The organism is Deefgea piscis (genome assembly GCF_019665785.1).
GTDB lineage: Bacteria > Pseudomonadota > Gammaproteobacteria > Burkholderiales > Chitinibacteraceae > Deefgea.
The window spans coordinates 3,535,779-3,549,371 of the sequence record NZ_CP081149.1 but is presented as its reverse complement, the minus strand read 5'-3'; the positions used below and the strand labels follow the sequence as shown (position 1 = coordinate 3,549,371).

The following is a 13,593-nucleotide window of genomic DNA, read 5'->3' as shown; positions in this document are numbered from 1 at the left end:
AAGGCGGTTTGGGGTGGGTGGTGACTTGCCAATCATCCCTTATATTGATTGGGCGAGCGCGGTAATTTGGCGCAGACATGGCTGGTGTGCAATGCCAAAGTACGCTCCTTTGCCGCTAAGCATGCCGCGGCGCTTGATTTAAATTGACTGTATAAGGAAACCGCCGGTGGACTCTTGGCTTACTCAACTTAAAACGCTGTTGTTTGACACGCCCGAAGTTCATCGCGTGCTCTTAGCCATTTTGGTGATTGTGGCGGTGAATGCCTTGCTGGCTTTTGCACTGCGTCAAGTGACGCGGCTGGCGCAAAAATCAAATACCCGCTGGGATGATGTATTGGTGCATGCAGCCCGGCCGGCTTTGCGTAGTTTGGTTTGGGTGCTGGGGATTAGCTATATTTTGACGCTGATTCCACAGTATTTGCATGTCAATATCGTCGGTTTAACGTCGCCATTACGCAGTGTTGGGGTGACGCTGTGCTTGGCTTGGTTTTTATTTCGCTTGATTGCTTTGACCAGCCAAAGCTTTTTGAGTGATCGCTATGAGCGCGGCGAAAGTGTCGATTCTACGACGGTGGATGCCTTATCCAAATTGGGGCGGTTAATCGTCGTTATTGCCACCGCACTCAGCATTTTGCAGACGCTCGGTTTTAGTGTCTCTGGGGTGCTTGCTGCGGGTGGGATTGGTGGTTTGGCGGTGGGTTTTGCCGCCAAAGATTTGCTGGCCAATTTTTTTGGTGGCTTGACGATTTATTTGGATCGACCATTTAGCGTGGGTGAATGGATACGCTCACCCGATAAGCAGATTGAAGGCACGGTAGAAAAAATTTCTTGGCGGCATACGCGAATTCGCGGCTTTAATAAAAATCCGATTTACGTACCGAATGCGATTTTTACTTCCATCGTGGTCGAAAACCCTTCGCGTATGACGCATCGGCGTATTCGCGAAACCATCGGTCTGCGGTATGACGATATTGCCCAAGTGCATAGCATTGTCAGCCAGATTAAAGAAATGCTACACGCTCATCCCGAAATTGATTCGACGCAAACCACCATCGTTAATTTCAATCAATTTGCCGCGTCATCGCTGGATATTATGTTGTACACCTTTACCAAAACCACCGACTGGGTGCGTTTTCATGCGGTGAAACAAGATGTGTTATTGCAAATTGCGGCCATTATTGAGCAGCACCACGCGCAGATTGCCTTTCCAACGCGTACTCTACATATTCCAGAACCACCAGAACCACCAGAAGCTTAAGTAGCCCTGTTGGGTGGAGCGTGCGCAGCACTGATTTCATCCAACACAGCCCAAGCCGCTCGATTCAATTGGAGCGGTTTTTTTATATGCGGCGGCAAATCACTCGTTGAGATTGTCGACGTATTGGCCGCTGGCGCAGTAGATTTAATCACTGCATCTCAATACCCAATGCATATTGTTAAATAGATTGCTGCCGATGTGGAACTCATTGCGCGGAGCAAGGTCTGAATTGACTAGATCGTAGTACTCATTTGATTGATTTATAAAAAGGGGAATTGAGATGGGTTTGTTTGATATGTTCAAGAGCGACACCAGCACGACGATGAGTCCACATTTCGCTTTTGCGACTGGCCTTTTATACATGATGTCGGCTGATGGCGAGATGGATAACGAAGAAGTCGGCCATTTGTTGTCAGTATTGGGCGGCCAAAAATCAAGCAGCGGTGCGATCGGTGTTGGCGCGCAAAATAAACAGTTGCTCGATCGTGCTTTGGCGTATCGCCAAAAAAATTCGATTGATACTTTCTTGGCCGAAGCGACACCGGTGTTAACCGATGCGCAAAAAATGTGCATTTTGATGAATCTGCTCGATTCAGCATTCTCTGATGGCGAAGCCGAGCCAGAAGAACAAGCCTTGTTTGCCAAGATTCAAGCGGCATTTGGTGTGAGCGATGAGCGTTTCAAACCGTTCTTCCAAGTGTTAATGGTGAAAAATGATCGCGCTGTATTTGTGAATAAAGATCACCCAAGCAACCAAGCCGGTTATACCGTGCAATTGAATTAAGCTTTGGACTGTTGTCAGGATGTTAAAAACCGCCGTTTACGGCGGTTTTTTTATGTCTTCGTCTTGCTGAGCACAAGGAAAGATGATGTTGAGCGCAAAGCTTAGATATTGCCTTTGCGCGTATGAAGGGTATTGATCGCGCTGGCATGATGACGTAGTGCTGGGATGAAATACCCTGTTGTTATGGTTTGGCTTTGCAGCTCGATTGGGAATGGATTGATGAAGTGATTGCTGAAGTGATCGACATCGTAAAGCGTGCTGACTGTGTTTTGATTAAGTATTTTGCTTGCAAAATTCTTGTGTTTTCATTGTGTTTGCTTGTTAAATGAGTCAGCAAAATGACTGTAAATGCATGATACTGAATTCAGCACTCATCGAGCTGAGATAGGCAAGGCAGTTATTTATCTCGTTTTTTACCGGCGGGTTTGGTAGGTATTGGGGCGTTATCGCGCTGCGGCGTAGTCATCATGGAGTTTGCTGGAGTCACAGGATGAGGCAAGAGACAAAGCAACAGTTTAATCAATTAGATTGGTCCGCGATGTTGGCGTTGATATGCGCGCTGCTGGCGGCGGTTTTTGTTTATCTTAGCTATTTTACTTTGGCTGAACGGCAAGAGGCGAGCGATCGGCGTTATCAATCATTTTTATTAGCTGAGCAAATGCGCCTGAGCTCAGACCAGCTGACATTGATGGCCCGGGCTTATGCAGCCACGGGTAATCCCAAGTTCTTGCAGTTTTATAATCAAATTTTAGATATTCGCAATGGCAAGCAGCCTAGACCAGAAAATTACCATCGCGTGTATTGGGATTTCTTAATGCCCCAGCAGGGGCAGCCGCCGTTTGCCAATGGCCAAACCATTAGTTTGCATAATTTATTGGATAAAAATGGTTTTACTGAGCAAGAATTGCAGCAATTGCGCTCGGCACAAGCGAGCTCGGATCAATTAGCTGACTTAGAAAGAACTGTATTTAAATTGGTGGCGCAAAATAAACCCAAAGTAGCTGGCAATTATGTAACGCCAGCGGCGGTAAGCCAGTTGTATAGCGAGGCTTATTTACAAGCTAAAAGCCAAATCATGGGGGGATTAATCAATTTTATCATTTGCAAGAAACAAGAAATAACAGCAGTGTTGCCTATGCAGTGACTATGAATAATTTAATGATTGCTTTTTCTGTGTTGAGCTTTATCGGCTTAATCATTAGCTTGATATTTAATTTTAAATTAAGGGCGCGGCTGTCAGCACAATTTATTTCTGACCTACAGAGAGAGGTTACCGAGCAAACTGACATTATTATTGAGAAAAACCAAGAGCTAACACATGCTTTTGATTTGATGGCTAAGGCGCAAAAAAATCTGATTGAAACCGAAAAAATGGCTTCCTTAGGTGCTTTGGTCGTTGGCGTGGCGCATGAAATTAACACGCCGGTTGGGATTTGTATTACCGCTACCAGCTATATGGAAGAAGAAAACAATGAATTAAGCAAAATGGTTTCTGATCAGTCATTAAAGAAAAAATCGCTAGAAAATTACTTAGAGAGGTTTGATCAAAGTATTAAATTGTCACTAAAAAATCTACATCGAATTGCAGGAATTATTAATAATTTTAAAGAAGTTGCAGTAGACCAAGATGTTGATGTTTTTTCTTCTATTGATTTAAAAAAAGACATTAGGTATATGGTTGATGAAATCGTATTGAGTAATCAGTACAATCAAAATAAAATTAATATTGATTTGCATTGCGATGAGCAGTGGATTTGCCTGTGTTACCCTGGGGTGTTAATTAAAGTATTAAGGCAGTTACTTAAAAATGCCTTGATTCATGCTTTTGATCCGGGGGCGAATGGGCAAGTGGATATCGTTGTCGCGAAAATTGATAATTGGTATCAAATTAGCGTGCAAGACAATGGCAAGGGTATGGAAGAGCTCGAGCAGCTCAAAATTTTTGACCCGTTTTATACCACCAAGCGTAATCAAGGCGGGATTGGTTTAGGCTTGCCGATTGTTTTTAATTTGGTAACGCAAAAACTTGGAGGCTCGATTCGTTGTACCTCGGTGCTTGGGCAAGGCACGTGTTTTCAAATAAAAATTCCAGTTGAGGGAAAATCGGTCGATCTTACTTAAGCCAGCTTTGCTGGCGGTAAGCGTGGGTGTTGCTGTTATTGATGGCAGAGCCTGAATGATTGACTTCATTTGGGCTTTATTTATGGCTGATGGAGTTAAGTATGCAATTGGTGATTGGCAATAAAAATTACTCTTCATGGTCGTTGCGGCCGTGGTTGGGGATGAAAGTCGCTGGGATAAAATTTGACGAAGTGGCGCATGATTTGTACGCGCCCAATGCCTGGGCTGAGCGTTTGCAGTTTTCGCCTAGCGCTAAAGTGCCGGTGCTAATTGATGGCGATATCCATATTTGGGATTCTTTAGCCATTGCTGAGTATTTGGCCGAACGTTATCCGGCGGCACAATTGTGGCCACAAGACATCGTGACGCGCGCTTATGCGCGATCGGTTTGTGCTGAAATGCATGCTGGATTTTCGGCATTACGTAGCATTTGCCCGATGGATATTCGGCAGAAACACCCTGTAGTCATGACCCCCGCATTGCAGGCGGATATTGATCGGGTATTGGCGATTTGGCATGACTGCCGCTCGCGTTTTGCGGGATATGGCGAATTTTTATTTGGGCATTTTTCTTGGGTGGATGCGTTTTTTGCGCCGGTGGTCACTCGCTTTGTAACTTACGGCATTGCGGTGCCTGCGCCGTTAGATCTATACATGAATGCCGTGTTGGCCTTGCCCGCAATGCAAGAATGGATGGCCGATGCATGTGCCGAGTCAAGTGTTGCGGTATAGCTGGATTTTAAGTGGTAATCAGCAGCAAAAACAGCGGCTTTTTGCCGCTTTTTGTTGCCTATTTTTTAGGCACGATGTAGAATCCGCGCCTTCCCCTTGAATGATTTATATGCCATGCAGATTGGCCCGTATCAGTTAAAAAATAATCTGATCGTTGCGCCCATGGCGGGAGTGACTGATCGTCCTTTTCGTCAGCTGTGTAAGCAGTTTGGAGCAGGGCATGCGGTCTCAGAAATGATGACTAGCGATGTGGCTTTGCGTTCAAGTCAAAAGTCTTTGCTGCGCGCAAATTTTGACGGTGAACTGGCGCCGATTTCGGCGCAGATTGCCGGATCAGATCCCAAAATGCTGGCCGAAGCGGCGCGATTTCAAGTCGCCAATGGCGCGCAGATTGTGGATATCAATATGGGCTGCCCAGTTAAGAAGGTTTGCAATAAGTTGGCCGGTTCGGCTTTATTGCAAAACGAGCAATTGGTTGGCGATATTTTGGATGCCGTAGTCAATGCCGTTGACGTTCCTGTAACACTCAAAACGCGCTTGGGTTTTGCCAATGGCGCCGAAAACATTTTGCGCGTTGCTCAGTTGGCCGAGAACGCCGGGATTGCCGCATTGGCGATTCATGGCCGTACGCGGGAAGATATGTATCAAGGGCAGGCCAGATATGGATTGATTCGTGCAGTCAAAGAATCAATCTCGATTCCGGTGATTGCCAATGGCGATATTGATAGTCCGGCCAAAGCCGCTTTGGTACTGAAAGAAACCGGTGCCGATGCCATTATGATCGGCCGTGCGGCACAAGGCCGACCTTGGTTATTCCGTGAAATTGCGCATTTTTTGGCGACTGGTGAAACCTTGCCGCCGCCCGAAGTGCTAGAAATTCATGGCGTATTGCTCGGGCATTTGGATGATTTGTATGCGTTTTATGGCGAATATTCCGGTTGCCGAATCGCGCGTAAGCATATTGCTTGGTATACCAAGGGTTTGCATGGCAGTAATGAATTTAGGCAAACGATGTATGCCGAGGAAACAACCGCTGGACAAGCGCTAGCGGTCGATACCTACTTAAAAAGCTTGCTCAATTTTGGCGAGCGACTGCAATACCGCAACACAGCGAACGAATCAGAATAGCGTAACAGCTGTGTGATGAAGACAATAACGAACACCGAAAAATCGGGAGATTGAATGACTACCCCCACCGACTTGATTGCAACGGCAATTAATGAATCGCTCGCGCAGTATTTTAATGACCTAGATGGTGAGCCGCCGAGTGCATTGTATGAAATGGTTTTGGCTCGCATGGAAAAGCCGCTCTTGGTGAACGTGCTGCAGCGCGTTGAGGGTAATCAATCGCGCGCTTCAGAAATGCTCGGCATTAATCGCAATACCCTGCGTAAAAAATTACAAGCCTACGATTTGTTATAAATCGACCCCTGTGGGGTCTAGTTTCAATTCAAACAGAGGAAGCATGATGAGCAAAATTACCCGTGCCTTGATCAGCGTATCGGATAAAACTGGTGTGTTAGCATTTGCCCAAGCCTTGCATCAGCAAGGTGTCGAGATTCTTTCGACTGGTGGCACTGCTAAATTATTTGCCGATCACGGTCTACCCGTGATTGAAGTTGCCGATTACACCGGCTTTCCTGAAATGCTCGATGGCCGCGTGAAGACCTTGCATCCAAAAATCCACGGTGGCATTTTAGGCCGTCGTGATTTAGACGCGCATGTAGCCACCATGGGCGAGCATGGCATTGGTAATATTGATTTAGTTTGTGTGAATCTGTATCCGTTTGAAGCGACGATTGCCAAGCCCGATTGCAGCTATGAAGACGCCATCGAAAACATCGACATCGGCGGCCCAGCCATGGTGCGCTCGGCAGCCAAAAACCACGCGCACGTGGCGATTGTGACCGATGCCGCTGACTACGATTTATTGATCGAAGAAATGCAAGCCAATGGCGGCGCATTGGCTTTGGCAACGCGCAAAAACTTGGCGAAAAAAGCCTTTAGCCATACCGCAGCGTATGACGGCGCGATTTCAAATTACCTCACCGCTTTAACCAGCGACGGTGAAAAAGCGATTTACCCAACGCGTTTAAACTTGCAGTTTGAAAAAGTGCAAGACATGCGTTACGGCGAAAATCCACACCAATCAGCGGCGTTTTACCGTGATTTGGACCCAGCAGCAGGCAGCTTGGCCAATTACAAGCAGTACCAAGGTAAAGAATTGTCGTACAACAATATCGCCGATTCGGATGCCGCGTGGGAATGCGTGAAGCAATTTGCCGAGCCAGCTTGCGTGATTGTTAAACACGCCAACCCTTGTGGCGTTGCCGTGGGTAAAGACAGCTATAGCGCATATCGCCTAGCCTTAGCGACCGATACCACCAGTGCCTTCGGTGGCATTATTGCTTTCAATAAAACCGTTGATGCCGATACGATTGAAGCGGTGTCTACGCAATTCTTGGAAGTATTGATTGCACCATCGTACACAGCAGAAGCATTGGCTTTGATCGCCAAAAAACAAAACGTTCGTGTATTGGAAATCGCCATTGAAAGCGGTGAAAACCGTTTTGATTTGAAGCGTGTTGGCGGTGGCTTGTTGGTGCAAACGCCCGATGTGCATGCCTTGATGTTGGCCGATTTGAAAGTCGTGACTAAGTTGCAACCGACGCCAGAACAATTGAAAGATTTGTTGTTCGCGTGGAATGTGGCCAAGTTTGTTAAATCAAACGCGATTGTGTTCTGCAAAGGCGGCCAAACTCTGGGCGTTGGCGCTGGCCAAATGAGCCGTGTGGATTCAACTAAAATTGCCGCGATTAAAGCGCGTAACGCTGGGTTGGAATTACGTGGTTCGGTCGCAGCGTCAGACGCTTTCTTCCCGTTCCGTGATGGCGTGGATGTGATTGCCGAAAACGGTGTGTCGGCGATTATTCAACCGGGCGGTAGCTTGCGTGATGAAGAAGTGATTGCTGCAGCCGATGAGCACGGCATTGCGATGGTAATGACTGGCATTCGCCACTTCCGTCATTAATTAAGTACGACCTCGGCAGTGCTCAGGCGTTGCCGAGGTGATAGATATAAAAATACTAATAATAAAAACCAATTAGCGAGCCAATAGAGTTCGTATTTCACGGGAAGATGAATACATTTCTAACTATACGAATTATTAAAACAATGACATTTAAAAAAATATGGGCAATGTGTATCGGGCTATTGTTAGCGGCCAATGTATCAGCAGCAGACTGTGCCGATTGGTGGCTGTTTGATAAAGCCTGCAGCAATATTAGTGGCATTTGGAATGAAGGCGAAACTGGATTATTACTCTCTGGCTACGCTTGGCATAATCGCAGCACCTATGATCGAGATAAAATCGATAACTATAACGAACTGGCGTATGGCGGTGGCCTCAGCCTTTATCGTGCTTTACCCAATAATAATGAAGAAATGATTTATGCGATGATGTTTTCTGATTCGCATAGCAAGCCAGAAACCCATATTGGTTATGCCTATATGTGGTACTGGAATGTCTTAGGACCACTTAAAGCGGGTGCAGGTTTGACTGCGGGTTTGTTCTCGCGCAGTGATATCGGCAGTTATGTCCCGTTGCCTTTTGCTTTGCCTTTAGTTGCTCTGAAATATGACAAAGTCAATCTGTATGCGACTTATATTCCAGGTGGTAGTAATAATGGCAATGTGTTGTTTTTATTTTCCCGCTTTGATTACTAATCAGCGCTTGGAGTAAGAAAGAAATGAATATCCTCGTCATTGGCTCAGGTGGCCGTGAACATGCATTAGCTTGGAAATTAGCCCAATCTGAGCGCTCGACTAAAGTATTTGTCGCGCCAGGCAATGCAGGGACTGCACTCGAAAAAAATCTCACCAATGTCGCAATCACCGCTATTCCAGAATTGATTGAATTTGCCAAAGCTGAAAACATCCAGCTGACCGTCGTTGGCCCAGAAGCGCCGTTGTCGCAAGGGATTGTGGATGCATTTCGTTTGGCTGGGCTTAAGATTTTTGGCCCAAGCCAAGCGGGTGCTCAGCTGGAATCATCTAAAGATTTTGCTAAAGCCTTTATGCAGCGCCATGGCATTCCAACTGCCGATTACCAAACTTTTGCCGATGCCGCAGCAGCGCATGCCTATATCGACGCTAAAGGCGCGCCGATTGTGATTAAGGCTGATGGCTTAGCGGCAGGTAAAGGCGTCGTGGTTGCGATGGATTTGCTTGAGGCCCACGCCGCTGTTGATGCGATGTTGTCAGACAATCAATTTGGCGACGCCGGTGCTCGCGTGGTGGTTGAAGAATTTCTCACCGGTGAAGAAGCCAGTTTTATCGTGATGGTCGATGGTAAAAACGTCTTGGCGATGGCCTCCAGCCAAGACCATAAGCGTTTGCTTGACGGCGATCTAGGCCCGAACACTGGCGGCATGGGCGCGTATAGCCCAGCACCGGTCGTTACCCCAGAAATCAACGCACGCGCGATGCGTGAGGTGATTTTGCCAACGGTGCAAGGCATGGCCAAAGACGGTATCGAATACACTGGGTTTTTGTACGCCGGTTTGATGGTGAGCCCTGATGGTTCACTCAAAACACTGGAATTTAACTGCCGCTTTGGTGATCCGGAAACGCAGCCGATTATGCTGCGCTTGAAGTCAGACTTTGTGACTTTGTGTGAACACGGTGTGAATGGCACGTTGGATCAAGTTGAATGCGAATGGGATCGTCGGGTCGCTTTGGGTGTGGTGATGGCCGCAGCTAATTACCCAGAAACCCCGCGCAAAGGCGATGTGATTACCGGTTTGCCAAGTGATTTAGAAGACGGTCATGTGTTCCATGCCGGTACTACGCTGAACGAAGCTGGCGAGCCAATCACCAGTGGCGGCCGTGTGTTGTGCGTTACCGCATTTGGTGAAAACTACAAAATGGCGCAAAAACGCGCGTATGAAATTTTGGCCGATATTCATTTTGATGGCGCGCAATATCGTAATGATATTGCTTGGCGAGCGATTAATCGTAAATAAAGTATTGTGATCAATACAAAGTAAAAAGCGGCCTTGGCCGCTTTTTTTACGCTATAAAATGCTGCTTGTGACTTAAATAAATCGGCGTTATTCGCGCCGATGGCTGCGTAAAGCGTGATTGATTCTGGCGATAAAGCGAGGCTTCATTTCGCTTTATTTTTTGTTGCGAGAGGATTTTGAATCGTGCTTTGTTGATCGGCATCAACGAGAAATCAGCAATATAGTGTGATATTATGAATCATTCTCATTGCGGATTGGCGACTATGCGTGCTCTCTCTCAGCTAGATTTAAACCAACGTGCTCTGGTACATGCCATCAGTACCGATGTTGATTTGCTGCCACGGTTATCGGCGCTGGGTTTGCGTGAGCACAGTGAAGTCACGGTGATTCGCCGCGGTTGGCTGGGTGGACCTTTACATTTGCGGGTAGGCAATACTGAATTTATGTTGCGCCGTGCTGATGCCGCGCTGATTCAGGTGCTGCCGATTGCGTCGAGTGTGGTCGTGCTGGCTCAGACTGAGGTTTTAGCATGAAGCGGGTGGCCCTGGTTGGGATGCCCAATACTGGAAAATCGACGTTATTTAATCGCCTCACTGGCGGCACCGCGCGCGTGGCCAATTGGCCGGGCTTAACTGTTGAGTTGGCTTCCAGCCGAATTTTGCTCGGCGCCAATATGGTGCAAATTTTTGATTTGCCGGGGATTTACGATTTAGTCGGTGGTGCTGAGGACGAACATGTGGCGCAGCGTTTTTTGGCTGAAGCCAAGCTCGACGCCATTGTGCTGGTACTCAATGCCACGCAACTCGATCGCCAATTGGCGCTGGCATTGCAGCTCAAAGCCTTGGGGGCGCCACTGCTGATTTGCCTCAATATGCAAGATGAAGCCAAGCGCGCTGGTATCTCGATTGATTGCGCTTTGCTGGCCAAGGAATTGGGCTGCTCAGTGCAATTAATTAGCGCTAAATTGGGCGCGGGCCTCAATGAAGCCAAGCAGCAATTAAATCAACTGATGTCGCAACCCAGTGTGCAGCTTAATTTAGCCAATGTCCCTGCGGCTAGCGCCATGCATGCGCAAGAAAAACGCCTGTTTCAAGCTGCGGTGCAGCAGCCGCCCACGCTGGCGCTGGACACGACGGCGCAAGTCGATCGCTTTGTGCTACACCCGTGGCTGGGTTTACCGCTGTTTATTGTGGTGATGTTTGGCTTGTTCCAACTCACATACGCCATCGGTACGCCGTTACAAGACACGCTGGAAGCGGGTTTGATTTGGCTTAAAGAAGCCTTTTTATTGCCTGCTACGCAATCGCTGCCGGCCTTTTGGCAAGGCTTGATTGTCAATGGCGTGTTTGATGGCGTGACTACGGTACTGACTTTTGCACCGATTATTTTCTTGTTTTTCTGCTTAATGTCGGTGATTGAAGACTCCGGTTATTTTGCCCGCGCCGCTTTTATGATGGATGGCATCATGAGCCGAATGGGGCTCGATGGCCGTGGTTTTGTCATGCTGATGATGGGCTTTGGCTGCAATGTGCCGGCGATTATGGGTACGCGGGTGATTCGCGATCACAAAGCGCGTTTACTGACGATGCTGACGATTCCATTTTCGCTATGCTCAGCGCGCTTGCAGATTTTCTTGTTTTTGAGTGGCGCTTTGTTTAGTCCAGCTCATGCGCCGTGGGTGTTGTTGTCGCTGTACATCATCAGCATTTTGGTGGCGATGGGCACTGCAGTGTTATTTCGCTCGCACTTTCAATCCAATGAGCCGTTTGCGCTGGAATTGCCGCCTTATCGTTTGCCATTGATGAGCCATATCTGGCGGCGGGGTTGGGGCGAGGCGCGCGACTTTTTGCGTTTAGCCAGCACTATGATCGTCATTGGCGTGGTGTTAGTGTGGCTACTGACTAATTTTCCTAATCCACAACACAGTTATGCTTTGATGGTGTCTGATTTTTTCCAACCGGTATTGTCACCGATTGGCATTGATTCGACCTTGTCGATTGCGTTGATCTTTGGTTTTGTTGCCAAAGAAGTTGTGCTCGGGGCCTTATCGGTGATTACTGGCCATGATGGTACGGCGCTGGCAACACAGCTCGCGCACACGCTTGATCCGGTGTCGGCCTATAGCTTTATGCTGTTTACGCTGACGTATATTCCTTGCGTTTCAGTGATTGCGGCGATGAAAAAAGAATCGAAATCGACAGCATTTACTGCGTTTTCGCTGGTTTGGTCTTTGGGCTTAGCGTGGACGATTTCCTTTGTTTTCTACCAGTCAGCGCGACTGCTGAATTTTTAATCGCGTTCTACTCCTTTAGTGTGGCGTGAAGTGGGTGTTTTCAGGGTAAAATGGCGGGTTTTGCAACCCGCCATTTTTTCATGAACCTGCTCGTCCTCGGCCTTAACTATCAAACTGCACCGCTCGCGGTACGGGAGCGGCTGGCCTTTAATCCGGATGAGTTGCCTTCGGCATTGGCCGACTTGGTCGCCCTCAAGGGTGTTTTTGAAGCTGCGATTGTCTCCACCTGTAATCGAACCGAGCTGTATTGCCACGCTCGCGATATCGATCAAGTGATGTATTGGCTTGCAGACAACAGAAATCAAAGCGTTGATAGCATTACCTCCCATATGTATGTCTATGAAGGTGAAGCTGCGGCGCGGCACGCTTATCGCGTGGTGTCGGGTTTGGACTCGATGGTGGTGGGTGAAACCCAAATTGTTGGCCAGTTTAAAGATGCCGAACGATTAGCGCGAGATGCCGGCACCTTGGGGACTTTGCTCAATGGGGTGTTTCAACGGGCGTTCTCAGTGGCCAAAGAAGTGCGCACGCGTACCCAAATTGGCGCGTCATCGGTGTCGATGGCCGCCGCTGCGGTGCGTTTAGCCGAGCGTATTTTCCCTTCGATTAGCGATTGCAAAGTACTGTTTATTGGTGCCGGTGAAATGATTGCGCTGTGCGCCACGCATTTTGCGGCACAAAATCCCAAAAAAATCGCCATTGCCAATCGCACGCTCGAGCGCGGTCAAGCGCTAGCGCAGCAATTTAATGGCGAAGCGATGCTGTTGGCCGATTTGCCCGCCAGAATGGCCGAGTTTGACGTGGTGGTTACGTCCACTGCCGCGTCCTTACCGATTGTTGGCAAGGGCATGGTCGAGCGGGCTTTAAAAGCGCGCCGCCATCGACCGATTTTTATGGTCGATTTGGCCGTACCGCGTGATATAGAAAGCGAAGTCGCCGATTTAAACGATGTGTATTTATTCACCGTCGACGATTTGGCCGAAGTCGTTCGCCAAGGGATGGCGTCGCGATCATTAGCTGTAGAAAGCGCCGAAGCGATTATCAGCGAGCGTTTGAGTGATTTTAATACTTGGTTAGCCAGCCGTGCATTGGTGCCAACGATTCGTGATTTACGCGATCATTCCGATCGCATTACACGCACCGAGCTGGCACGGGCGCAAAAACGCTTGGCAGCGGGCGCTGATCCAAGTGATGTGATCGAGCAAATGGCGCAGCAAATGAGTAATAAGTTTTTGCATACGCCGCTGTCCGCGCTCAATAGCGCTGCGCCCGATGAGCAAGAAGCCTTGGTCAATTTAGTTCGCCGTTTATATCGATTACAAGATATTGATTAAACGCTGGACTAGGGAGTATATGAATATGGCTTTTATTGTTTAAGGGTT

The 13,593-nt window shown here is 48.0% G+C and carries 13 protein-coding genes; all 13 read left to right on the top strand.

Features of this window, described 5'->3' with window-relative positions; all coding sequences use genetic code 11:
* The first annotated feature begins 166 nt into the window (after positions 1-166).
* The 13 genes from K4H25_RS16695 to hemA all read left to right on the top strand — a co-directional run bounded on the left by K4H25_RS16695 (position 167) and on the right by hemA (position 13,545).
* The gene (locus tag K4H25_RS16695; RefSeq protein ID WP_255587817.1) at positions 167-1,258 is read left to right on the top strand and encodes a mechanosensitive ion channel family protein; all 1,092 of its coding nucleotides are present in this window, start codon (positions 167-169) and stop codon (positions 1,256-1,258) included.
* Positions 1,259-1,538: 280 nt separating this feature from the next.
* Positions 1,539-2,042 (top strand): tellurite resistance TerB family protein, encoded by a 504-nt coding sequence (locus K4H25_RS16690; protein WP_221021461.1) that lies wholly within the window; start codon positions 1,539-1,541, stop codon positions 2,040-2,042.
* Between the two features lie 490 nt (positions 2,043-2,532).
* Positions 2,533-3,186, top strand: a complete 654-nt coding sequence (locus K4H25_RS16685; protein ID WP_221021460.1) for a hypothetical protein — start codon at positions 2,533-2,535, stop codon at positions 3,184-3,186.
* 2 nt (positions 3,187-3,188) lie between these two features.
* Complete coding sequence (locus K4H25_RS16680; RefSeq protein ID WP_221021459.1) at positions 3,189-4,163, top strand: sensor histidine kinase; 975 nt, start codon at positions 3,189-3,191, stop codon at positions 4,161-4,163.
* Between the two features lie 101 nt (positions 4,164-4,264).
* A complete protein-coding gene (locus K4H25_RS16675; RefSeq protein WP_221021458.1) occupies positions 4,265-4,894 on the top strand; it encodes a glutathione S-transferase family protein in 630 nt (209 codons plus the stop codon).
* A gap of 114 nt (positions 4,895-5,008) precedes the next feature.
* A complete protein-coding gene (dusB, locus tag K4H25_RS16670) occupies positions 5,009-6,022 on the top strand; it encodes a tRNA dihydrouridine synthase DusB (RefSeq protein WP_221021457.1) in 1,014 nt (337 codons plus the stop codon).
* 54 nt (positions 6,023-6,076) lie between these two features.
* Entirely contained in the window at positions 6,077-6,316 is a 240-nt protein-coding gene (locus K4H25_RS16665; protein WP_173532493.1) for a helix-turn-helix domain-containing protein, read from the top strand.
* 46 nt (positions 6,317-6,362) lie between these two features.
* Positions 6,363-7,925 (top strand): bifunctional phosphoribosylaminoimidazolecarboxamide formyltransferase/IMP cyclohydrolase, encoded by a 1,563-nt coding sequence (purH, locus tag K4H25_RS16660; RefSeq protein WP_173534596.1) that lies wholly within the window; start codon positions 6,363-6,365, stop codon positions 7,923-7,925.
* 143 nt (positions 7,926-8,068) lie between these two features.
* Positions 8,069-8,620 carry a lipid IV(A) palmitoyltransferase PagP gene (pagP, locus tag K4H25_RS16655; protein ID WP_221021456.1) on the top strand — a complete coding sequence of 184 codons (552 nt, stop codon included), beginning with the start codon at positions 8,069-8,071 and terminating at the stop codon, positions 8,618-8,620.
* 23 nt (positions 8,621-8,643) lie between these two features.
* On the top strand, positions 8,644-9,918 hold the full coding sequence (gene purD, locus K4H25_RS16650; RefSeq protein ID WP_221021455.1) for a phosphoribosylamine--glycine ligase: 1,275 nt from the start codon (positions 8,644-8,646) through the stop codon (positions 9,916-9,918).
* A 263-nt stretch (positions 9,919-10,181) separates the two neighbouring features.
* A complete protein-coding gene (locus K4H25_RS16645) occupies positions 10,182-10,451 on the top strand; it encodes a FeoA family protein (RefSeq protein ID WP_221021454.1) in 270 nt (89 codons plus the stop codon).
* Positions 10,448-12,211, top strand: coding sequence for a ferrous iron transport protein B (gene feoB, locus K4H25_RS16640; protein ID WP_221021453.1), 1,764 nt, complete (start codon positions 10,448-10,450; stop codon positions 12,209-12,211). Before K4H25_RS16645 ends, feoB begins: the two co-directional genes overlap by 4 nt.
* A gap of 80 nt (positions 12,212-12,291) precedes the next feature.
* Entirely contained in the window at positions 12,292-13,545 is a 1,254-nt protein-coding gene (gene hemA, locus K4H25_RS16635; RefSeq protein ID WP_221021452.1) for a glutamyl-tRNA reductase, read from the top strand.
* Positions 13,546-13,593 lie beyond the last annotated feature (48 nt).

Coding starts and splice junctions, on each gene's coding strand:
- K4H25_RS16665 (WP_173532493.1), top strand. CDS start 6,077: ATGACTACCCCCACCGACTTGATTGCAACGGCAATTAATGAATCGCTC.
- K4H25_RS16690 (WP_221021461.1), top strand. CDS start 1,539: ATGGGTTTGTTTGATATGTTCAAGAGCGACACCAGCACGACGATGAGT.
- hemA (WP_221021452.1), top strand. CDS start 12,292: ATGAACCTGCTCGTCCTCGGCCTTAACTATCAAACTGCACCGCTCGCG.
- K4H25_RS16685 (WP_221021460.1), top strand. CDS start 2,533: ATGAGGCAAGAGACAAAGCAACAGTTTAATCAATTAGATTGGTCCGCG.
- dusB (WP_221021457.1), top strand. CDS start 5,009: ATGCAGATTGGCCCGTATCAGTTAAAAAATAATCTGATCGTTGCGCCC.
- feoB (WP_221021453.1), top strand. CDS start 10,448: ATGAAGCGGGTGGCCCTGGTTGGGATGCCCAATACTGGAAAATCGACG.
- K4H25_RS16680 (WP_221021459.1), top strand. CDS start 3,189: ATGAATAATTTAATGATTGCTTTTTCTGTGTTGAGCTTTATCGGCTTA.
- purH (WP_173534596.1), top strand. CDS start 6,363: ATGAGCAAAATTACCCGTGCCTTGATCAGCGTATCGGATAAAACTGGT.
- K4H25_RS16675 (WP_221021458.1), top strand. CDS start 4,265: ATGCAATTGGTGATTGGCAATAAAAATTACTCTTCATGGTCGTTGCGG.
- pagP (WP_221021456.1), top strand. CDS start 8,069: ATGACATTTAAAAAAATATGGGCAATGTGTATCGGGCTATTGTTAGCG.
- purD (WP_221021455.1), top strand. CDS start 8,644: ATGAATATCCTCGTCATTGGCTCAGGTGGCCGTGAACATGCATTAGCT.
- K4H25_RS16645 (WP_221021454.1), top strand. CDS start 10,182: ATGCGTGCTCTCTCTCAGCTAGATTTAAACCAACGTGCTCTGGTACAT.